This window comes from Terricaulis silvestris, from assembly GCF_009792355.1.
GTDB classification, from domain to species: Bacteria; Pseudomonadota; Alphaproteobacteria; order Caulobacterales; family Aquidulcibacteraceae; genus Vitreimonas; species Vitreimonas silvestris.
Window position 1 is genome coordinate 2,156,022 of the sequence record NZ_CP047045.1, and the last position, 20,620, is coordinate 2,176,641.

Below are 20,620 nucleotides of genomic sequence, written 5' to 3' on the forward strand. Positions count from 1 at the left end.
GGCTCAGCCTCCCCGCCGCGCATCGACCGCCAACGCGGTGAAGCCAAGACACAACGAAATCAGCGACACGAAATAGAAGATCGATCGAAACTCCACCACGCCGCGTTGCGCAGCGTCGAAATGGTGCATGATCGAGAACCGCGCCACCGTTTCCGCGACAGCGCCACCAACCACGCCAGAGAAGAAGTCCAGCACCAGCGGCAAGCCCAAAGCCGTCAGCAGGAACGAGATCAGCACCGCCAGAACGAACGCCACCACCTGCGCCGGCGTCAGCGCCGACATCGCCGAGCCGATCGCGATATACGCGCCCGCCATCAGCAAGCTGGCCAGATACGCCGTGAAGATCGCCGCATTGTCAGGCGAGCCCAGCACGTTGACGGTGATCCAGAGCGGGATCGTCAGCAGCAGCGCCACCGCCGCAATCGTCCACGCCGCCAGGAATTTTCCCAGCACCAACGACCATGTCGGCGCCGGCAACGTCATCAGAAGCTCAACCGCACCGGAGCGCGTCTCTTCCGCCCAGAGCCGCATCGACACGGCCGGCAGGAACACCATGAAAATCCACGGGTGAAACGCGAAGAATGCGTTCAAGTCCGCGCGCCGCGCTTCAAAGAAACCGCCGACCTGGAACGTGAAGAGCCCGATCGCGAACAGAAACACGGCGACAAACACGTAAGCTGTCGGGGTGGTGAGATAGGCGAGCAGCTCACGGCGATAAATCGCCGTCATGCTGGCCAAACCGGGACGCTTCTTCATACGCGCTCTTCCCCGCGCGTCAGCGTCTGGAAGGCGCGCTCCAGCGAGCCGTGCTCTTCCTTAAGCGCTTCCGGTGTTTTGTCCGCCACGATCCGCCCCTGATCGATCACGATAGCGCGCGTGCACACCGCTTCCACTTCCTCAAGCGAGTGCGTGGAAATGATGAGCCCGCGCTCTTCGCCCAGCTTACGGATCAGATCGCGCACCGCGTGGCGCTGGTTCGGATCGAGGCCGTCCGTGGGCTCGTCCAAGATCAGCAGCAACGGATCGTGCAGCAGCGCCGACGCCAGCCCCACGCGCCGACGGTAGCCCTTGGAGAGTGTCTCAATCGGCTGGTCGATCGTTTCACCCAAACGCGCATCCTGCGCCGCCCGCCGCACCGCGTGCCGCGCAGCTTCACGGGACATGCCTCGCGTCTCGGCCACGAAACGCAGGAATGTCCACGGTGTCATTTCGCCATAAAGCGGCGCGCCTTCCGGCAAATAGCCCAGCCGCTCCTGCGCACGACGGCGTTCCTGGGCGACGTCGATGTTGAAAATCTTGGCGACGCCCTCGTCCGGCTCGAGATACCCGGCGATCATCCGCATCGTCGTGGTCTTGCCGGCCCCGTTTGGGCCGAGAAATCCTACGATTTCCCCAACATCGAGCGAAAACCCGATGCCGTCCACGGCAACGCGCCGACCGAACGTTTTGCGCAAGCCGTCGACCTGCAGCAGCATGTATTGGAAACCCCGTCGAAAATCGAGCGCCGCTCATAGAGCCCTTTAGGGGAAAACGCCACCGTTCTTATCCACAGAAGCGCGAATCACGACGCGTGATTCCGTCGCTGGTTTCGCGCCTGTTAACGCCCTCTTCGACGAGCCGTCGAATACGTGCGCCGATCAGCACACAGAGCATTCAATCACGCCGCTTCGCGTGTTCAATGCACCACGAAAATCCACTGATTTTGCTTGGAAAAGCGATAGCCACGAAAAAGAAAAGCCCGCGTCTTGCGCGGGCTTTTCGGAGAATTCAGTGTGACCGAGCGAAGCGCGTACTGGGGGGGCTGGGGGGGCTGATGGATACCCAGCACGAGCCTTTCTCCGCCCGGTCACGTCACTAAGCTTGCTCCGGAGTGCGGCGAGAGCAAGCACTAAATCAGGCTGAAACCCGACCTCTGCCGATATTTAATCTAGCCGCGTAAGCCACCAGATTGTTGTACACAGGTAGCTCACAGGAGGCTCACGCGCATGAGCGGACGCACCGTTTTTTTCGAGCGTCTGGAATTGGATCGCCTGTTACGTTTCTACGGCCGCATGGTCGCCGCTGGCGAGTGGCGCGACTATGCACTTGATGCTCTACCGGACCGCGCATTGTTCAGCGTCTATCGCCGCACCAGCGAAGCACCGCTCTACCAAATCGAGAAACGCCCCGACGAAGCGCGCAAGCAAGGCGCCTACAGCGTGAAGGCTATCGACGGCAGGGTCTTGCGGCGCGGTCACGATCTCGCGCGCGTGATCGCCGTACTCGAGCCCAAGCGCATGCAAGTGGTTGGCGACTAGCTCGCAAAACAAAAACGCCCCGGCCGAAGCCGAGGCGCTGTCGTTTCCGACATCAGCAATCGACGGTTAGTCGCGGCTCATAAAGCTCAGCAGCGTTTGGAAGATAGCGACGAACGCGATGTACAAGTTCAACGCGCCAAAATTGGTCATCACGGCCTGACCGCGCTGATCGTTCGCCAGATAATAATAGCTTTCGCGCAGCTGGTTGGTTTGCGTCGCCACCAGCACCGAGAACAGCACAAGGGTTGCTGCCTGCAGGATCAGCTCGAACATCTCGGACCTGAAGAAGAAGCTCAGCAGGCCGATCGCGAACAAGCCCCAAGCCGACATGATCACCATTGAGTGCAAGCCGCTCAGATTGCGCTTCGTGGTGTAGCCAAACAGTGAGAGCGCACCGAACGCGCCGGCTGTGATCAAGAACGCTTTCGCCATCGTTGCGAACGTGACTGTTAGCGTCTGTCCGCCAACCGTGGACACGCTTGTGGCTTGCGCGGCGACCGCGACCCAGAAGCCAAGCCCCAAGCCCATCAGCGTAACGACTGTCCAATAAAGGATGCCGGACGCCATTGGCGACGCATTGCGCATAAAGAAGTTGGAGCCCAACAGGATCGCAACCGGACCCCACTGGACGATGTAGACCACCGGCGGCGTCAGCACCGCGTATGTGATTTGCGGGATCGTACCGACGGCGAACGCCAAGCCCGCCGACCAAATCAAGCCGAGCGCCATTTTGACGTACACGCCGAGCATGAACTTCCGGAGCCCCGGGTCCAGCGCCGCCTCTTCGCGCCCAATCGGGATTGAGCCCGTTTGAGAGTGGTAGTCGCTCATCCGAATTAACCTCCTTGCCGCAGGGATATCCCGCAGCGCTGAGCAAATATGGCCATGGTCTCCCGTCGCAGCAAGCTAAACCGGGCGCCTGTTCCTATTGCGAACTGAGCGCCGGAAGCGGAAACTTTGCGGCGAGAACGGGGCGGGGAAACAAAGTTCCCTTGCCTCGCGTTTACCGTACGAGCCCGCACGCTGCCTTCCTTTGGGCAGGGCTGCGGGAGAATCGCGCTAGTTGGAGCGCGGAGGTTGCGCCGGGGTGGCTGACGAAAACGATCCGACCGAGCCGGAGGACCTGCCTCCGACTGAACCGCCTGCCGAAGGCGGCGAATCCAGCGTTCCCGAGGAGCGTACGGTCGCGGACGCTGAGCCGGACCTGCCCGCCGACGAGCATCAGTTGTTCGAGGAAACGACAGCAGCAGACACGCCCGAGCCCGTGGAGGCGTCGCCAGAACGAGAGCCCGAATTAGCGTCTCAGCCCTATTCGGAGCCGGAGTTCTTCACCGCAGCGCCTGAAGAGCCCGCGCCAGTCGAAGAGACGGAGTCGTACCCAGAGCGTGAGGCCGTCGCCGAACCATCTGAAGAGCCTGCGCCTGTCGGAGAGGCCGGGCCCTACGAAGAGCCAGCGATCGCCGCTCGCGACGAAGAACCCGAAGCCATCGCCGAGCCTGACGCGCCTATCGCCGCCTCACCGGTGGCGGAGCCCACCGATCTGCCGCCGCACTATTTCCGCGCCGCCGGCGATCCCGACGAAGGCGAGGCCGAAGCGCCGCCATCGCAATGGGGCCGCATCAAAGCGCGCATCGAAGAAACCCGGCGCGACATCTGGGCCGCCATTGAACCGGGCTGGGTCAAATTCTGGGGCGTCACCAACACGATCGGCGCCGAGATCTGGCGTCGCATCCGCGGCGTCAAACGCCCGCGCAACATCCGCGAAGCCGCGGTGTGGAGCGGCTACGCCGCCGGTGGTTTCGTCGCACTCATCATCGGCTTCTTCTTCTTCGTCACCTGGGGCATGCCTTCGACCGACGATCTCTGGGAAGCACGCCAAGGCCAGTCGATCACCTTCCTCGACCGCAATGGCAACGTGATCTTGCGCGAGGGCGCGCAAAACGCGCCGCCCGTCGATATCGCATCGCTGCCGCCCTACGTCGCCCAAGCCTTCATCGCCATCGAAGACCGCCGCTTCTATGATCACTTCGGCGTCGATTTCGGCGGCATGATGCGCGCCGGCGCCGAGAACTTCCGCGCCGGCCGCGTCGTGCAGGGCGGCTCGACCATCACGCAGCAATTGGCGAAGAACCTCTTCCTCACCAACGAACGCTCCTGGCGGCGCAAATTCCAAGAGATCGCCATGGCGATCTGGCTGGAAACACGCTTCACCAAGGACGAAATCCTCGCGCTCTATCTCAGCCGGGTTTACTTCGGCGCCGGCGCCTACGGCGTCGAAGCCGCCGCCGAACGCTATTTCGACCGCCCCGCGCGCGAACTCACGCTGCTGCAATCAGCAATGATCGCCGGCCTCGTCAAAGCGCCATCGCGTCTCAATCCGGCCCGCCAAGACATCGCCGCCGCGCGCGACCGCGCCACCACTGTGCTCAACGAAATGGTGTCGATGGGCTTCATCAGCGCGTCCGAAAGCGAAGCAGCACTTCAGGAAGAACTCGTCATCAGCCGCCGTAACCCGGCGGGCGTGCTCTCGTACTACCGCGACTGGATCGATCCGCTGCTGAACGACGTCATCGGCCAACAACGCGACGACTTCATCATCGAAACCACCATCGACATCGCCGCCCAGCGCTCCGCCGCTGAATCGATCGAGACCGTTCTCGCCGAGCAAGGCGAAGAGCGCCGCGTCTCGCAATCGGCGGCGCTGGTCATGGACGACACCGGCGGCGTCCGCGCCATGGTCGGCGGCCGCGACTACGATGTCAGCCAGTTCAACCGCGCCACACAAGCGCGCCGCCAGCCCGGCTCGTCCTTCAAGTTCTTCATCTATCTCGCCGCCATGGAAAACGGCTTGACGCCGTGGAGTGTACGCGAAGACGCGCCGATCACGATCTCGATCGAAGGCCAGCCCGATTGGACGCCCGGCAACTACACCAATGAGTTCAACGGACCGGTTTCGCTCAACTCGGCCTTCGCCAACTCGTTCAACATGGTCGCGATCCGCGTCGCCAACGAAGTTGGCGGCCAGAAGGTGATCGACGTGGCGCGTCGCCTCGGCGTCCGCTCGCCGCTGCACAACTACCATTCGCTGGCGCTCGGCGCCCAAGAGATGACGCTCCTCGAAATGACGCAGGCCTACGGCGCCATGGCCGCCGACGGCTTCAACGTCGAAGCCCACGGCGTCACGCGCATCCGCCGCGCCAACTCCAACGAGACCATGTGGAGCTGGCGCCAGGAGAACCGCTCGCGCGTCATCGAAGAGCGCCCAATGCGGTACATGAACATGATGATGAGCCGCGTCGTGCAAGCCGGCACCGGCACGCGCGCGCGCATGACCACGCACCAAATCGGCGGCAAAACCGGCACCGGCAACGACTACCGCGACGCCTGGTTCATCGGCTTCACGCCCGGCATGGTCGGCGGCGTTTGGGTCGGCAACGACAACTTCACCGAAACCGCGCGCGTCACCGGCGGCTCACTGCCCGCCGACATCTGGGCGCGGTTCATGCCCGTCGCGTTGCGCAACACGCCGTCGCGTCCACTCGAAATGCCCGGCGAAGGCGACTACGACCTGGGTATCGCCGCCGTTGAAATGCCCGAGCTCACCGCCGTTGGCGCGCCGATCGGCGCAACCATCGGCGCCGAAGCCGCGCCCGCGCCGCCCGACGATCAGGATCGCTCACTAGATTTTGGACCAGAGGGCTGAGCTAAAGGAGCGCGGGTCTTCAGACCCGCTCTTGTTTGTGTGTTTGAAGAATGCGGGTCTGAAGACCCGCGCTCGGTTACCGCGCCAACCCCACCGCATGCAGCGCGCAACCATGCTCATGCAGCCAATCCCGCCCGCGCTCGTAGTCAGCGATGCAGCGCTTCACCTGCGCCCAGAACCGGCGCGAGTGGTTCATCTCGCGCAAGTGCGCCACTTCGTGCGCGGCGAGATAATCCAGCACGAACGGCGGCGCCAAAATCACACGCCACGAAAACGAGAGCACGCCATCGACGGAGCAAGAACCCCAGCGCGAACGCAATTCCTTCACCTGGATCTTCACCGGCTTCACGCCCAGCGTCACCGAATGCGTTGCGACACGATCGATCAGCTCTTCGCGCGCCTGATCCTTGAAGAAGCGCAGCAGCCGCGATTCAAACAAAGCCGGGTCAGGGCACGGCACCACGATGCGCGGGATCAAGTCCGGCTCAATCCGCGCATGCCCACGCCCGCGCTCCAACACCAATTCGTGCTCCACACCGCGGAAACACACGAACGACCCCGGCGCCAGCGTCACGCCCTTCGGCAGCCGCGACAATTCCTGCGCGATCCAACCCGCGCGTTCGGCCGCAAATTGCGCCGCGTGTTTCAGATGCCGCTTCGTCGGCGCCGTCGCGATCGCTTGCCGGCGCGTCGGATCGATCCGCACAGAGACATGCCGCGCGCGCGGGTTCACTATCAACTTCACCGACATGCGGCGACCGTCGATCGTTTCGATCTCGGTTTGAGTTGGCGTCTCGGCCTTCGGTTTCGAATCGAAGCGCATACGCAAGAATCTCATGCTTCGCGCGTTCCCGCGACTGCCAGCGTCGGCTAGTCTGCTGAGGAAGGTGAGCACATGACGCACTATCGCGGATCCTGCCATTGCGGCGCGGTTCAGTTCGAGATCGAAACTGAAATCACCGAACTCACGATGTGCGATTGCTCGCTATGCAGCAAGAAGAATGCACTGATGTGCGCGGTGCACGAGAGCGGCTTCAAGCTCCTCGCCGGCGAAGACAAGCTCAGCCTCTATCAATGGAACACCGGCGTCGCGCGCCACTATTTCTGCAGCGTCTGCGGCATCTATCCGTTTCACCGCAAACGCTCGATGCCAGATCACTACGGCATCAACGTGCGGTGCCTCGATGGATTTGACCCAACTGGCATTCCGGTGCGCGCGGCGGACGGAAAGACGATGTCCGTCGCCTAACACCACACCCATTCCCCGGGCTCGGCGATAGCCGAGAACCGGGGACCCATGAGCACAAATTCATCCGCGAGAAGCGCGACGAGAGTCGTGCTTAGGTCGGACCGGCCGGTGTTCATGGGTCCCCGGTTCGATGCTGCGCATCGCCCGGGGAATGGGTCGAAGCGGTTGTTCGCTTATCGAAAGCGACGAGCTACTCGCTCACGACCTTCAGCCGCAGCTTCGGCGTCCGCGATTTCGCGCTCTGGAAGCTGCGCATGAACTCACGCATGCGCGGATAAATTTCCGTGCGGAAGCGGCGGCCCGAGAACACGCCATAATGGCCGACACCCGGCTGGATGTAGTCGCGGCGCATGTTTTCCGGAATGTTGGCGCAGATATCGTGCGCGGCCTGCGTCTGACCGATGCCGGAAATGTCGTCGTTCTCACCTTCGACTGTCAGCAGCGCCGTCTTCGTAATCGCACCCGGATCAACGCGGCGGCCGCGATGCATCATCGTGCCGTTGGCAAGCGTGTATTCCTGGAACACTTCGACCAGCGTCTGGATGTAGAACTCTTCCGAGAGATCCATCACCGCCAGATACTCGTCGTAGAAATTGCGGTGCTTCTCGGCGGGTTCTCCGTCGCCCTTCACCAAATTCTGAAAGTAGGCTTGGTGCGCATCGACGTGGCTCGATAAATTCATGCCCATGAACGACGCCAACTGCAGAAAGCCCGGATAGACCCGGCGGAACGCGCCCGGATAAATCGCTGGCACCGAATGGATCATGTTCTTCTTGAACCATTCGATATCGCGCGTTTCGGCGAGCTTGTTCGGCGCCGTCGGCGATTTACGCGCGTCGATCGGCGAGCCCATGATCGTCATTGTTGCCGGCGTGCACGGATCGTCCTCATCCGCCATCAGCGCCACCGCCGCCAACACCAGCGGCCCCGGCTGACACACCGCGACAACATGCGTCTCCGGACCCAAGGCCCGCACCATGCCCATCACGTAATCGATGTAGTCATTGAGATCGAAACGGCCCGACAGCATCGGCACCGTGCGCGCATCGGCCCAATCGGTGACGTACACTTCGTGCTCGCCAAGGAACGCGTTCACCGTGTCGCGCAGCAGCGTCGCATAGTGCCCAGACATCGGCGCGACGATCAGCACGGTCGGATCAGTGCGCTCGCCGCGCGCCGCCACCAGAGCCTCAGCATCGCGCTCGAAGTGGATCATGTTGCACCAAGGCGCGGACCACGCCGTCTTCGGCGTCACCGCGACCTCAACGGCGTTCACCGTCGTCGTCGGCAAATTCCAGTCGGGCTTTCGGTAGCGTCGCGTCACCGATTCAAACAGGTCCGCCGCGGCCGCGGCCGTGCGTCCGATCTCGGTGTCAGCCATCGGATTGAACGGCGAGCGCAGCACAGAACTCTGCATCAGCGCCGCAATGCGCATCGGCGTCACCGACAGGTGGCCGAGTTCGTATAGTGAATAGAGCATGCAAGCCCTTCTGCTGCGTCGCAGCAATCCTAGAATCGGATGCTGCGCGCTCCCCCGTTTCCAACAAGCTAAGACGCCTGATGGCCGTATCCGCTGCACTGCGGCATCAGACGAAGCGGCCTAGGTCAGACGTCTTAACCGGCTGCCGGGTTCCCGCCCTGGCCGCCAAACCTGAACGTAATGTCAGTTACGGGCCACGCAAGCGCCAACGGCGCCCCGCTTCACATAATCAGGCCGCCCGCTCCAGCCCCGCCGCGATGCACGCCGCGATCGCCTGCGGCGACGCCGGGACCAATGGACTGCGCGGATTCATCGGATCTTCCCGGTTCATGGTCTGCATGATGGAGACCGTCCGCCAGTTCGCGTCGACCACGTAGAGCAGCGACGAGTGATCCACATTGTAGACGTCCGCCGCCGCGCCCTCGATCGGCACGCGCGAGTGAAACACCTGGAACTCAGACGCCGCCGCATCAATCTGAGCAGGCGTGCCGCTCAAGCCTGACAAGCCCTCCGGAAAGCCCTGCGTCCGCACGTACTCGCCCATGCGCGCCGGGGTATCGCGCTCGGGATCGACCGTGATCAGGATCGGCTGCACGTCGTAACCGCCCGGCTGCGCCAACGCTTCAGCGACGGCGTACATGCTGGTCGGGCAAATATCCGGGCAGTGCGTGAAGCCAAAATAGATGACAGCCGGCTCGCCCGCGAAATCCGCCTGCGTCACACGCGACCCATTGGCATCCACCAGATCGATCGCCCCGCCCACACCGTCAGCGTTCTCGATAATACAGTCGCGTGGCACGGACGCCTGCTTGGCGCGCTCGGCGCCGTTTTGGCCAACCAGCAGCATCGCGCCAACCGCCGCGAGCGCGGCAGCCGCCAGCGCTGGCACCACGGCGGCGGTCAAATTGCGCCGCGGAGTTTCAGGTTCGCCCATCGCCAAACCTAAGCGCGGCGCGCAGCCGCCAAGCAACGCGGCGCGAGCGCACAGGGGGCGCAATGCCGCAGCCCGCTCTTGAGCTTGCCGCCGAAGCAGCCCCATGTGCCGCGTAATGAAGCTTTCGCGACTTGCCCTCGCCGCCATTGCCGCAGGTTGCATTGCCGCTGGCGTTGCAGTGTTTTCGGTATCGCGCGGCGCCGACCGCGAACCTGACCCGTGTGTCACACGCGAGTTCGAAGGTTCGCGCTTCATCGTCTGCACCTACGACGCAACGCGCGACGAACTGCGCCTCACTTCACAGGATGCTGACGGCAACTACATCCGCAGCTTCGAAGCCCTCGCCGCCCACCTCGGCCGCGACGCAAGCCGCGTGCGCTTCGCCATGAACGCTGGAATGTATAACGACGCCGGCGCACCAATCGGCCTCTACATCAGCGAAGGGGAGCAGGAGCGTGCGCTAAGCCGCACCGACGGCCCGGGCAACTTTCACATGAAGCCCAACGGCGTGTTCTGGCAGGGCGAAAACGGCGCCGTGCACGTCGCCGCCACGGACGACTATGCTGCCGAACCCCGCGCCGCTCGCTTCGCCACGCAATCCGGCCCCATGCTCGTCATCGACGGCGCGCTGCATCCGCAATTCCAGCACGACGGCCCCTCACGCTATCTCCGCAACGGCGTCGGCGTCCGCGACGAACACACCGCATTCTTCGTCATAAGCTCCGGCGTCGTCTCCTTCGGCCACTTCGCCCGCTTCTTCCGCGACGAACTCAATTGCGATAACGCGCTGTTCCTGGATGGCTCCGTGTCCAGCCTATGGTCGCCACAGATGGATCGCCGCGACGAAAGCACCGATCTCGGGCCGATGGTGGTGGTGCTGGGCCGCTAATGCTCCCCGCTATGCGGGGAGATGCTGACGCCCGCGAAGCGGGCAAAGCGGAGGGGCGCGTCACGCCGCAGCGCAACACGCCCCTCAGTCTCACGCTTCGCGTTCGACAGCTCCCCGCAAAGCGGGGAGCATGAATTTAAGCCGCGCTTGTCGCCGTCGCGATCGCGGTTTGCGCTTCGGCGAGCGCCGGCGTCGTTTCGATTTCGTCGCTGTGGATGCGGTCGGCCAAGCCCATCAGCGCCGGGCCGGTAATCGCGCCGTTCTGCGCTTCTTCCTCGACCCACACGCCACGGCGGCGCGCGATCGCCGCGTCCCACATGCCGCGCACGCCCGCCCAGTACTCGCGCGTGTCGGTCCAGTACGAATCCGCCGCCGCCACAGGATATTCAGTGAAGCGTTCATAGGTGTTGACGCCGTCCTCATGCACGATCGCCACCAGCTGGCCGTTGCGATCACCGATCTTCTCGTTGTCCTGCTCATGCACCCAGCCATTCGGCGTCAGCGCATGGCGGTTGATCGAGTTGTAGCGATTGTAAACCGGATTGCGGATCGCATCGCGGCGCGCCAGCGGACGCAGCGTCGGACCGCTGGTCCAGATCGTGCGGCCATTGTCGTAATTCCAGCGGCCAACACCGCCATAACGCGGCGAGTCATCCGTTTGCCAAACCGTCTGCGACCACGCACCACGACGATCGGCGCTGCTCACATTCGCCAGCGTCCAATAATTGCGCCGCTCATACACCAGCACATTGCGCGGCTGGTAGGTCCAGTCCTGTCGCCAGTGCTTGATCACGAAGGTTTGGCCTTCGTGTTCGGCCACCAGCATGTGCTGCAGTTGGATGAACGTGCCGGTGTCCTCAATCACGCGCACGCTTTCATAGCCGCCGCTCGTCTTCGGCTCGAGCGGCGTGTAGTCGCTCACGAACGGCACCGTTTCGTTGAAGTTGAACCGCACATGATAATCGCCCGCCATCGCCAAAATGGATTGGCGATCGCGCTCCACCGCCGCCGGCAAACGCCGCGTGGTCTGCGCAAGCGCGGGGGCGGCGGCCACAACACCAGCGCCAGCCATCGCCAGCATCGAAGCCCGGCGGGTGAGAGATACGTGCATCGCGAAAGCCCCTTTAGAAGCGGTAAGAAATCGAAGCGGAGACGTTGCGGCCAGGCTGCGTGTAGGCATCCAGCGCCACGTTCGTAATGTCCAGCCCGCGCGCGTCGCTCCACCACCAATAGGTTTCATCGGTGAGATTGAACACGCCCACGCGGAACGTCGCGTCCTCCGTCAGACGCCAATAGCCTGTGAGGTCGAGCAGCGTAAAGCCCTCCGGCACGAAGCAGGGTGACGACGAACCAAAGGCGTCGGTGCAAGTCTGGGCTATATCGACTTCGTCTTTCTCGGCCACCAAAGTGGCGATGAACTGTCCGCCGAAACGCCCATTCGGATCGTGATATGACAAGCCGGCGACGATCTTCAGCGGGTCGATCGTGTTGAGCGGGGCCTCAATGCCGGCGCCGTCGTCCTGATCGCCCTCGGCGATCGACGCAGCGGCCGTGAACCCCCAGCCGTTCTCCCAGGTCAGATCGGCGCGGCCTTCCAAGCCGAGGATATCGACCTCTCCCAGATTGACGTACTGGAACACGGCCGGATCCATCGGCGTGAAGCTGCCGCTAATGACGGCCTGCTCGATGAAGTCCTCGTAGTGCGATTGGAACGCCGAGGCGCTGGCGCGGAGATCGGCGCCGAGGAAGCGCACGTCGCGCAGCCGCACGCCGGCTTCGATCGATTCGCTCGTCTCCGGCGTGAGATCAGGGTTCGGCTCCGAGCGATAGCCTTGCGCCAGATTGACGAAACCGTTGTTCACTTCACTCGGCGACGGCGCCCGGAATCCGCGCGCATAGTTCGCGAACACGCCGACATGATCGCTCGCCCACAGCACCGCGCCGAGACGCGGCGTAATTTCGGAATCGCTTTGTCCCGCCACCGGCAGCACGTAGAGCGCGTCGTCTTCCGGCTGCAGATCGTAGGAATCGTAGCGCAGCGCTGGATAGAGCACGAAACGTCCATCGCTGAAGCTGATCTCGTCCTGGATGAACAAGCCGGCCAGCTCATAGTCCGTGTTGGGGAAAGGCCGCGTTGGGAACGTCTCGCCGCCGGGCGGCACGGTGCCGTCGCGAATGCCTTCCTGACGCGTCAGCGAATAGTCGCCGCCATAGATGAGCCGGTGCTCGACGTTTCCAACCGAGAACGCGCTCTCCAGCTGCAACGCCGCGCCCCACACATCATTGTCGAACGTGGTCAACCGTGTGCGGTCCGCGAGGACTGCGCGATCCTCGTCGCTGAACTGCAGCAGGCTGCTTTCTTGTACATAAATCGCGGCAAACGCGCGGTCGATGGCGCCGCCATCGTTTTCATAGGTGTAGTCCAACCCAAACCGTGCGCGTTCGCCTTCGTCGCGGCCATCGAGATCAGCGACAGAGGCTGAACGCGCCGTCAGCGATTCCGTGATGATCTCGCGCTGACCCCAATCGGCGGCCAAACGGAAGCGATGCGCATCGCTTGGCTCAAACACCAGGCGCGCCATGGCGGAGTCCGAGGTGACATCTTGCGGGTTGGGCTCTGTGCGCAGCGCGCCCACGCCGGCGACGTCGCCCTGATTGTCTTGCTCATGGCCGTCGCGCCGCGTGTATCCGCCGATCACCGACCAGTCGCCCCAGCGTCCCGCCGCCGACGCGCCTTCGCTAAAGCTGTCGTCGGCGCTGGCATACGACGCGCGCACGCGCGCGGCGAAGGATTCATCGCCATAAAGAAAATCTTCCGGGTCCTTGGTGATGAAGCTCACCACGCCCGCGAGGCCGTCGCTGCCATAGAGCGCCGAGCCGGGACCGCGCATGATCTCAACCGACTGCAGCAAATCGAGATCGACATAGTCGCCGCGCCCAAACGAAGCCGGCCCGAACGAGAAGCCTTCCGGCACGCGCACTCCATCGACTTGGAACAGCACGCGATTGCCACCGAGCCCGCGAATGTTGAAGCCGCTATTGCCGTCGCGGCCGGCCGAGGAGAACGCGGCGGAGAAACGCGAAGGGCTCGTCGGCACCGAAACGCCGGGCTCGAACCGCACCAGGTCTTTGATGTCGGTGACGAGATTTTCTTCGATGTCCTCGGCGGTGATAACGCTGACCACGCTCGGCACGTCGAACGTGTCCTTCTCCGACCGCGTCGCCGTCACGGTGATCTCGCCGGCGTCGGCAACTTGCACTTCCTGCGCGTTCGCCGCTCCAGTCGCCAACGCACCGCCCATGACCAGGGCTAGCGCCGTCGTCCCCCAAAGTCCCCGCATCGATAGCCCCGCCTTCCGCAAACCGTCCGTCGTCCATTATTGCGAACGCTTCGCAGAAGCAATGGCAAATGTAGCGGCATTTACGGGCGCCGCCCTTGAGCAATTGCCGCACCCCGGCGCATGACCTTCCGGCAATGGCCGTATCGGACACCCGCTCACAGACCCCGCTCCCCACACTCTGGACCGCCCAGAGCCGGGTCCGCGTCCGCACCCTCATCCTGCTGCGCTGGCTCGCCATCTTCGGCCAGACCGTCTCGGTGCTGTTCGTGCGCTATGGCCTCGACGTCGATTTCCCGATCGGCTGGGCGCTGGCGGCGATTGCGGTTTCGGTCGCACTCAATCTCGGCCTCATCGCCACCCGCCGTGCGCAAGAACTCGCGCTCGAGTGGGAAGCCGCCGCGCAACTTGCGTACGACGTCATCCAACTTGCTGTGCTACTCGCGCTGACGGGCGGCCTGCAAAACCCGTTCGTGTTTCTCTTCGTCGCGCCAGTGGCCGTATCAGCAACGGTGCTGCGCCCCGCCGTCACCGCGATGCTCGCAGCGATCACCTTCGTTTGCGTCGGCGCCATTTCAGTTTTGCGTTTGCCGCTACCGTGGCCGGACGATGCGACCTTCTCTCTGCCGCCGCTCTACCAGATGGGCATCGCCGCCGCCGTGCTGGTCGGCCTCGGCTTCACTAGTGTCTATGCCTGGCGCGTCGCCGCCGAAGAAGAGCGCCTCAACATCGCACTCGCCGCCGCGCAAGCGGTTCTGGCGCGTGAACAAACGCTTTCCGCGCTCGGCGGCCTCGCCGCCGCCGCCGCGCACGAACTCGGCACGCCGCTCGCCACCATCCATCTCGTCGCCAAGGAAATGGCGCGTGGCATCCCCGCCGACGATCCACGCTTCGAAGATCTGCAGCTCCTCGTCACCCAAAGCGAACGCTGCCGCGCCATCCTCGCCCAGCTCTCCGCCAACCGCGAGCAGAGCGACATCATGCTGCAGCGCGCACCAATCCGCGTGATGCTCGAAGAAGTGATCGCCCCACACGAAGGCCTCGGCGCCGACATCATCATCGATGCGCAGGGCGATGGCCCGCTCGAAGTCCGTCGCATGCCGGAGATCATTCATTCCCTCGGCGGCATCGTCGAAAACGCGGTCGGCTTCGCCAACACCCGCGTCGACATCGAAGCGCGCTGGGACGCGAACCAAGTCGCCATCACTGTCCGCGACGACGGCCCCGGCTTCGCGCCCGGCGTGCTCAATCGCCTCGGCGAACCCTACCTCACCGAGCGCGACCGCGAAGGCGTCGCCGGCGGTCTGGGCCTCGGCTTCTTCATCTCCAAAACGCTGCTCGAACGCACCGGCGCCAAGCTCGAAATGCGCAACCGCCGCCCGCCCAATCCCGGCGCTGTCGTGAAGGTCACTTGGCCGCGCCCATCCATCGAAGCGCCAGCGCTTTAATTTCTAAGAAAATCCACTAAATACACTGCATCACAGCGGGACTTTCAGATGAGCACCGAAGCGCCCCTCGAAGGCGAAAAAACTCTCCTCATTCTTGATGACGATGCGGCCTTCCGCACGCGTCTGGCGCGCGCGCTCGAACAGCGCGGCTTCGCAGTCAACGCCGTCGCCACCGTCGCCGAAGCGACCGAGATCGCCACCAAGACCCCGCCCGCCTACGCCGTGCTCGATCTGCGGCTCGAAGATGGCTCCGGCCTCACCGTCGTCGAAACCCTGAACAAGAGCCGCCCCGATTGCCGCGTCGTGATGCTGACCGGCTACGGCGCCATCGCCACCGCCGTCGCCGCCGTGAAAGCCGGCGCTATCGATTATCTCGCCAAGCCCGCCGATCCCGAAGACATCGTCAAAGCGCTGCTCGCCGCGCCCGACGCCACGCCCGAACCGCCGGACAATCCCATGTCCGCCGACCGCATCCGCTGGGAGCACATCCAGCGCGTCTACGAACTCTGCGGCCACAACGTCAGTGAAACCGCCCGGCGGCTAAACATGCACCGGCGTACATTGCAGCGCATTCTAGCGAAACGCGCGCCGCGCTAGCTTCTGTTCTTGGCCGAAGCGCACATTGCGGGAGAACGTGCTAACGTGAGCGCTGTGACCGTCGGCAAGTCAACATCGATAACAGCCGGGCTCGTTGCCTCTGCGATGTTTCTACCTCTCGGTGTTCTGTTTCCCGCGCGGATGAAACTGCACGTCTTGGATTTTTTCGGCGATAGCTTCATGCCAATCGCCTTTGCGCTGCTCATCGCCTGGGCGGGGTTGACGTTATGGGTGGTTCGTCGCTCGCCCGACAAGCCGATCTGGCTTTTCCTGTTTGGCGCGCCGGGAGTGTTGTTTGCAGTGACTTGGGCTTGGTTTGCGGCCAGCTGCGTCTACCTCAACGCTTGTATTTGAACGTCCGCCCCCGGCGAAAAGCTACGAAGATCGAGCGCAGGGATCGGATGCAGTCGGACCGCCGGCTGCCAGGAAAGGCCGAAAGCAATGTCTCGCTACGTTTGCATTGTCGCAAGTGCGTTGGCTCTGATCGTCCTCAGCGCATGCCAGGGCGCGCCATCGCGGGCCGGCGAGACGCTGACCGGCTCTTGGGGCGGTCAGCATGTCGCATTGGAGCTGGCGCCACTGGGCGGAACGCTTGAATACGATTGCGCCGCCGGCACGATAGACGAGCCCGTGCGACCCGATTCATCGGGCCGTTTCTCGGTGCGCGGCACCCACACACCGGGACACGGCGGACCTGAGCGCGTCGGTGAGGAAGCCCTCGTGCTGCCCGCGAATTACGAGGGCCGAGTGAGCGGCTCGCGCATGACGCTGAGCGTGCGCGTAGTCCCATCGGGGCTGGAACTCGGCCCGTTCACGGTCGAACGCGGAGCGACGCCAGTGATTGTGCGTTGCTTGTGACTTAGTTGGGGCCCCGTCCGCGCTAGTAGATCAAATGCTTCGCGCACGTCGCAAGCCAAGCTTGCTCATCCGGCACCGTGATCGCCTCAAGATCACCCGGCGTCGCGTTCGCGTCATCAACCCACTCGCGCAACAGCGGCGAGCCGTTAATCACATCGATCGGCAATTTCCCAAACGCGTACTCGTACGGAAAATCGCGCCATAGATCGTAGTCCGGATAAAGCCGCCGGATCGCCTTGAAACCAAGCGCCTGCACCCGCCACGGCTTGAACGCCTGGTGATCGTAATAATCCGGCGTCTCGCAATGGATCTGCACGCCATTGCAGAGCTGCTTCACGTGCTTGTGGAACGTCGGCTCGAAATAACAATCGCGCAGCTTGCACCCGCGCAGCCAATCCGGCGCCAGCCGCTGCATTTCCGCGATCACATCGCGCGCGACAATGTCCGGCGCCCCGAACAATTCCAACGGCCGCGTCGTCCCGCGCCCTTCGCTCAACGTCGCGCCTTCGAGCATCACCGTGCCCGCATAAGCGCGCGCCATCCAAAGGTTCGGCGCATTCGGCGAAGGATTGATCCAGGTGCGCTCACCAATCGGCCAGCCATACCCCGGCGCATCATCCGGAAAGTAGCCTTCCATCTCAATCACGCGATACGCGACATCGAGCTTGAAGTGCTCAATGAACCAATGCCCGAGTTCGCCAAGCGTCATCCCGTGCCGCATCGGCATCGGCCCCGCGCCGACAAAGCTCTCCCAGCCCGCCCGAAGCGTCAGCCCTTCAACCGGCCGTCCCGCCGGATTGGGCCGATCCAGCACCCAGACTTCCTTGCCGTCCTTCGCGCACGCTTCGATCATATAAAGCAGCGTGGTGATGAACGTGTAGATGCGGCAGCCGACGTCCTGCAGATCGATCAACACGACATCGAACGTCGACATCATCTGGCCCGATGGTTTGCGCACTTCGCCATACAGCGAAAACACCGGCACGCCGTGCAGCGGATCTGTGTAGTCCGCCGTCTCCATCATGTTGTCTTGCTTATCGCCGCGCATGCCGTGCTGCGGGCCGAACGCTGCTGTGATACGAATATCCTCGCATGCCGCCAGCGCATCGAGCGAATGCGTGAGATCGCGCGTCACCGAAGCCGGATGCGCCACCAGCGCCATGCGCTTGCCCTTTAACGGCGCACGCAAACTCGCGTCTTCGAGCAACCGATCGATGCCAAACTTCATACCAGCTCCAACGCAAAGCCTTCAGCGTGATGAAAGTCCGGTTTCCCCGCCGGATGCTTCAGCGCCCAATACGATTTGGCGCCGCTCGTTTCTTCAATCACCACCGCCAGCCCGAGCCACCAAGTTTCATAGTTCGGCGGCAAATAAATCAGAGCATCAACATCCACATGGGTCGCGTTAGCGCCCGTGATGATCGCCGGCGGCGCCAACTCCGCCAGCGCCATGCCATCGCGATAGCCGACGAAGTGATACGCCGCCCATTGCGTCGAGGGCGCCAGATTGAACTCGTAATAGCCCGCACCCGGCGCCGTGCGCACGAACGCTTCAAAGCATGTCGTCTGCCAAAGCTGATCGGCCCGCAGCGGCTCCGTCGGCGGCGCTATCCGCACGCCCGCAATCCGCCCGCTCACGGTGTAACGCAGCGCCAGCAACCCCGGCTGCGGCCGCGCGACGGCCACGTCGATGCGATCGACGGCGTCGCACAGGGTGTCGGGGTGGCGGATAAGCTCTTGAACCACGCCGCTGTCCTAATTCAGAGTCCTTAACACCGCCATCAACACCGTCATCCCGGCCGACCGAAGGGAGAGCCGGGACCCAGGGGCAAACACTGGGCTTGCGGACCCTGGGTCCGGATCGCGCTCCGCGCGTCCGGGATGACGGATATTGTGCATCCGAGTCCGGATGCATTGCGTCCTTCATCGTGCTATCCGCCGCCCCGTTATGACCACCCTAGCCGACGTCCGCTCCGATTTCCTCCGCGCCGCGATCGCGCGCGGACAATTCCATCAGTGCACCGATCTCGAAGGCCTGGATAAAGCCGCGAGCGCGGGCGTCACCGGCTACATCGGTTTCGACATGACGGCCCCCAGCCTCCATGTCGGCAACCTCACCCAGATCATGTACCTCCGCCGCCTGCAGCAAGCCGGCGGCAAGCCAATCGTCCTCCTCGGCGGCGGCACCACGCGCGTCGGCGATCCTTCCGGCAAAGAGGAAATGCGCCAGCTCTTGAGCGAAGAACAAATCGCCAAGAACACCGCCTCGATCAAAGACACGTTCTCGAAATTCCTCACCTTCGGCAAAGGCGCTTCCGACGCCATCCTGGTCGACAACGCCGAGTGGCTGATGCCGCTCAATTACTTGGACTTCCTCCGCACCGTTGGCCGCTACATGAGCGTCAACCGCATGCTCTCGATGGACAGCGTGAAGCTCCGGCTCGAGCGCGAGCAGCCGATGAGCTTCATCGAATTCAACTACATGATCCTGCAAGCCTATGACTTCGTCGAACTGAAGAAGCGTTACGGCTGTAGCTTACAAATGGGCGGCAGCGATCAGTGGGGCAACATCGTCAACGGCGTCGAACTCGGCCGCCGCATGGAAAGCTTCGAACTCTTCGGCCTCACCCAGCCGCTCATCACGACCGCATCCGGCGCCAAGATGGGCAAGACCGCACAAGGCGCTGTCTGGCTCAACGCCGACATGGTGAGCCCCTACGACTACTGGCAGTACTGGCGAAATTGCGAAGACGCCGACGTCGGCCGCTTCCTGAAAATCTTCACCGATCTCTCTCTCGAAGAGATCGTGCGTCTCGAAGCGCTGCAAGGCGCCGAGATCAACGACGCCAAGAAAGTGCTCGCCACCGAAGCCACCGCGCTGCTGCACGGCCGCGAAGAAGCCGAGAAAGCCGCCGGCGCGGCGCAAGCCACCTTTGAACAAGGCGTCCGCAGCGACGATCTCCCCACGGTCGACATCCCCGCCGCCGAACTCAACGGCCTCCGCGTCGCCGCGGCCTTCGTCCGCACCGGGCTTGTCGCGTCCAACGGCGAAGCCAAACGCCACATCGCCGCTGGCGCGCTGCGCGTGAACGACGTCGCCGTGACGGATGAAAACGCAAGCCTAAGCGCCGCCGACATCGTCGCCGGCGCCATCAAGCTTTCACTCGGAAAGAAGAAGCACGCACTGCTTAAAGTGAGCTAGACCGCCCACAGGTTGGAGCGCGGGGCTCCGCCCCGCATTTTAGCCACGCACGCTTCAGCGCACTTTAGCTAGCCGACGTCGCCACCGCGTCCGCCACCTTCGTCGCAAAGCGCCGCATCGCGCGCCGCGCATCGCCCCAAGTGTCGGCGTTGAAGCGCGCGTGCCAGAGATCGTGCGAGTAGTAGCGATGCTCGACCGTCTGCACCTCGGCGCCCGCCGAATTGCGCACCACACCGCGCAACTCCGCGCCGCCCACGGAAATCGAGTTGAAAATATCCAGCCCAGGGCGATCCATCGCCTGCTCGAACGTCGGCCGGTTCGGCCTGGCGTCGACAATCGAAAGCTCGATCTGCACCTCGCGCCCGCTCAAGCCGCGCGCTTCCAGCGCCTCCGCCACATAACGCGACAACGTCTCGCTCAGGTACGCCCCTTCGCGGACGCCGAGATCATCCTCGAGCGCTTCCTGAAAATCAGGCGAATACGAAACCGGTTGGATGCTTTGAGCCGAAGCCGCGCCGGCAAAGCCGAACGCCAGCGCGCTCACGACAAGAGATGCAATGCGCATGGACGAACCTCCACGGAGATCCATCAAATATGGAGCGTTCGCGCCGAAGCGCTACTCACG

Annotated in this window: 20 protein-coding genes; 9 read left to right on the forward strand and 11 right to left on the reverse strand. The window is 63.4% G+C overall.

Annotation, left to right across the window (positions count from 1 at the left end; translation table 11 throughout):
• Window positions 1-3: 3 nt before the first annotated feature.
• Window positions 4-756 carry an ABC transporter permease gene (locus DSM104635_RS11030; protein ID WP_158766246.1) on the reverse strand — a complete coding sequence of 251 codons (753 nt, stop codon included), beginning with the start codon at window positions 754-756 and terminating at the stop codon, window positions 4-6.
• Window positions 753-1,475 (reverse strand): ABC transporter ATP-binding protein, encoded by a 723-nt coding sequence (locus tag DSM104635_RS11035; RefSeq protein WP_187448147.1) that lies wholly within the window; start codon window positions 1,473-1,475, stop codon window positions 753-755. The genes DSM104635_RS11030 and DSM104635_RS11035 overlap by 4 nt, the downstream gene beginning before the upstream one ends.
• A 510-nt stretch (window positions 1,476-1,985) precedes the next feature.
• On the opposite strand from DSM104635_RS11035, the gene DSM104635_RS11040 reads away from it, so the two are divergent.
• Window positions 1,986-2,297, forward strand: coding sequence for a DUF2794 domain-containing protein (locus DSM104635_RS11040; protein ID WP_158766247.1), 312 nt, complete (start codon window positions 1,986-1,988; stop codon window positions 2,295-2,297).
• 66 nt (window positions 2,298-2,363) lie between these two features.
• On the opposite strand, the gene DSM104635_RS11045 is transcribed toward DSM104635_RS11040, so the two are convergent.
• Complete coding sequence (locus DSM104635_RS11045; RefSeq protein WP_158766248.1) at window positions 2,364-3,128, reverse strand: Bax inhibitor-1/YccA family protein; 765 nt, start codon at window positions 3,126-3,128, stop codon at window positions 2,364-2,366.
• 256 nt (window positions 3,129-3,384) lie between these two features.
• Here DSM104635_RS11045 and DSM104635_RS11050 point away from each other — a divergent pair, with 256 nt between their 5' ends.
• Window positions 3,385-6,000, forward strand: a complete 2,616-nt coding sequence (locus DSM104635_RS11050; protein ID WP_158766249.1) for a transglycosylase domain-containing protein — start codon at window positions 3,385-3,387, stop codon at window positions 5,998-6,000.
• A gap of 76 nt (window positions 6,001-6,076) precedes the next feature.
• Here DSM104635_RS11050 and DSM104635_RS11055 read toward each other — a convergent pair whose 3' ends face one another.
• Entirely contained in the window at window positions 6,077-6,838 is a 762-nt protein-coding gene (locus tag DSM104635_RS11055) for a M48 family metallopeptidase (protein ID WP_228445658.1), read from the reverse strand.
• 57 nt (window positions 6,839-6,895) lie between these two features.
• On the opposite strand from DSM104635_RS11055, the gene DSM104635_RS11060 reads away from it, so the two are divergent.
• Window positions 6,896-7,249: a GFA family protein gene (locus tag DSM104635_RS11060; RefSeq protein WP_158766251.1), complete on the forward strand. Its 354-nt coding sequence runs from the start codon at window positions 6,896-6,898 to the stop codon at window positions 7,247-7,249.
• A gap of 190 nt (window positions 7,250-7,439) precedes the next feature.
• Here the strand turns inward: DSM104635_RS11060 and DSM104635_RS11065 are convergent, their stop codons facing one another.
• Window positions 7,440-8,729 (reverse strand): polyhydroxyalkanoate depolymerase, encoded by a 1,290-nt coding sequence (locus tag DSM104635_RS11065; protein ID WP_158766252.1) that lies wholly within the window; start codon window positions 8,727-8,729, stop codon window positions 7,440-7,442.
• Window positions 8,730-8,958: 229 nt separating this feature from the next.
• Window positions 8,959-9,663, reverse strand: a complete 705-nt coding sequence (locus DSM104635_RS11070; RefSeq protein ID WP_158766253.1) for an SCO family protein — start codon at window positions 9,661-9,663, stop codon at window positions 8,959-8,961.
• Window positions 9,664-9,778: 115 nt separating this feature from the next.
• Between DSM104635_RS11070 and DSM104635_RS11075 the strand changes: the two genes are divergently transcribed.
• A complete protein-coding gene (locus DSM104635_RS11075; RefSeq protein ID WP_158766254.1) occupies window positions 9,779-10,552 on the forward strand; it encodes a phosphodiester glycosidase family protein in 774 nt (257 codons plus the stop codon).
• Window positions 10,553-10,688: 136 nt separating this feature from the next.
• On the opposite strand, the gene DSM104635_RS11080 is transcribed toward DSM104635_RS11075, so the two are convergent.
• Both DSM104635_RS11080 and DSM104635_RS11085 read right to left on the reverse strand, forming a co-directional pair.
• Window positions 10,689-11,663, reverse strand: a complete 975-nt coding sequence (locus tag DSM104635_RS11080; protein ID WP_158766255.1) for a DUF6607 family protein — start codon at window positions 11,661-11,663, stop codon at window positions 10,689-10,691.
• 13 nt (window positions 11,664-11,676) lie between these two features.
• Complete coding sequence (locus tag DSM104635_RS11085) at window positions 11,677-13,893, reverse strand: TonB-dependent hemoglobin/transferrin/lactoferrin family receptor (RefSeq protein WP_158766256.1); 2,217 nt, start codon at window positions 13,891-13,893, stop codon at window positions 11,677-11,679.
• Window positions 13,894-14,027: 134 nt separating this feature from the next.
• Here DSM104635_RS11085 and DSM104635_RS11090 point away from each other — a divergent pair, with 134 nt between their 5' ends.
• The 4 genes from DSM104635_RS11090 to DSM104635_RS11105 all read left to right on the forward strand — a co-directional run bounded on the left by DSM104635_RS11090 (window position 14,028) and on the right by DSM104635_RS11105 (window position 16,793).
• On the forward strand, window positions 14,028-15,338 hold the full coding sequence (locus DSM104635_RS11090; protein ID WP_158766257.1) for an ActS/PrrB/RegB family redox-sensitive histidine kinase: 1,311 nt from the start codon (window positions 14,028-14,030) through the stop codon (window positions 15,336-15,338).
• A 48-nt stretch (window positions 15,339-15,386) separates the two neighbouring features.
• Entirely contained in the window at window positions 15,387-15,935 is a 549-nt protein-coding gene (locus tag DSM104635_RS11095; protein ID WP_158766258.1) for an ActR/PrrA/RegA family redox response regulator transcription factor, read from the forward strand.
• 9 nt (window positions 15,936-15,944) lie between these two features.
• Complete coding sequence (locus DSM104635_RS11100) at window positions 15,945-16,289, forward strand: hypothetical protein (RefSeq protein ID WP_158766259.1); 345 nt, start codon at window positions 15,945-15,947, stop codon at window positions 16,287-16,289.
• 87 nt (window positions 16,290-16,376) lie between these two features.
• A complete protein-coding gene (locus DSM104635_RS11105) occupies window positions 16,377-16,793 on the forward strand; it encodes a hypothetical protein (protein WP_158766260.1) in 417 nt (138 codons plus the stop codon).
• A 22-nt stretch (window positions 16,794-16,815) separates the two neighbouring features.
• On the opposite strand, the gene DSM104635_RS11110 is transcribed toward DSM104635_RS11105, so the two are convergent.
• A complete protein-coding gene (locus DSM104635_RS11110) occupies window positions 16,816-18,021 on the reverse strand; it encodes an exo-beta-N-acetylmuramidase NamZ family protein (RefSeq protein WP_158766261.1) in 1,206 nt (401 codons plus the stop codon).
• Window positions 18,018-18,539: a DOMON-like domain-containing protein gene (locus DSM104635_RS11115; RefSeq protein ID WP_158766262.1), complete on the reverse strand. Its 522-nt coding sequence runs from the start codon at window positions 18,537-18,539 to the stop codon at window positions 18,018-18,020. Before DSM104635_RS11115 ends, DSM104635_RS11110 begins: the two co-directional genes overlap by 4 nt.
• A 202-nt stretch (window positions 18,540-18,741) precedes the next feature.
• Between DSM104635_RS11115 and tyrS the strand changes: the two genes are divergently transcribed.
• A complete protein-coding gene (gene tyrS / locus DSM104635_RS11120; RefSeq protein WP_158766263.1) occupies window positions 18,742-19,995 on the forward strand; it encodes a tyrosine--tRNA ligase in 1,254 nt (417 codons plus the stop codon).
• 64 nt (window positions 19,996-20,059) lie between these two features.
• On the opposite strand, the gene DSM104635_RS11125 is transcribed toward tyrS, so the two are convergent.
• A complete protein-coding gene (locus DSM104635_RS11125; RefSeq protein ID WP_158766264.1) occupies window positions 20,060-20,560 on the reverse strand; it encodes a hypothetical protein in 501 nt (166 codons plus the stop codon).
• Window positions 20,561-20,620 lie beyond the last annotated feature (60 nt).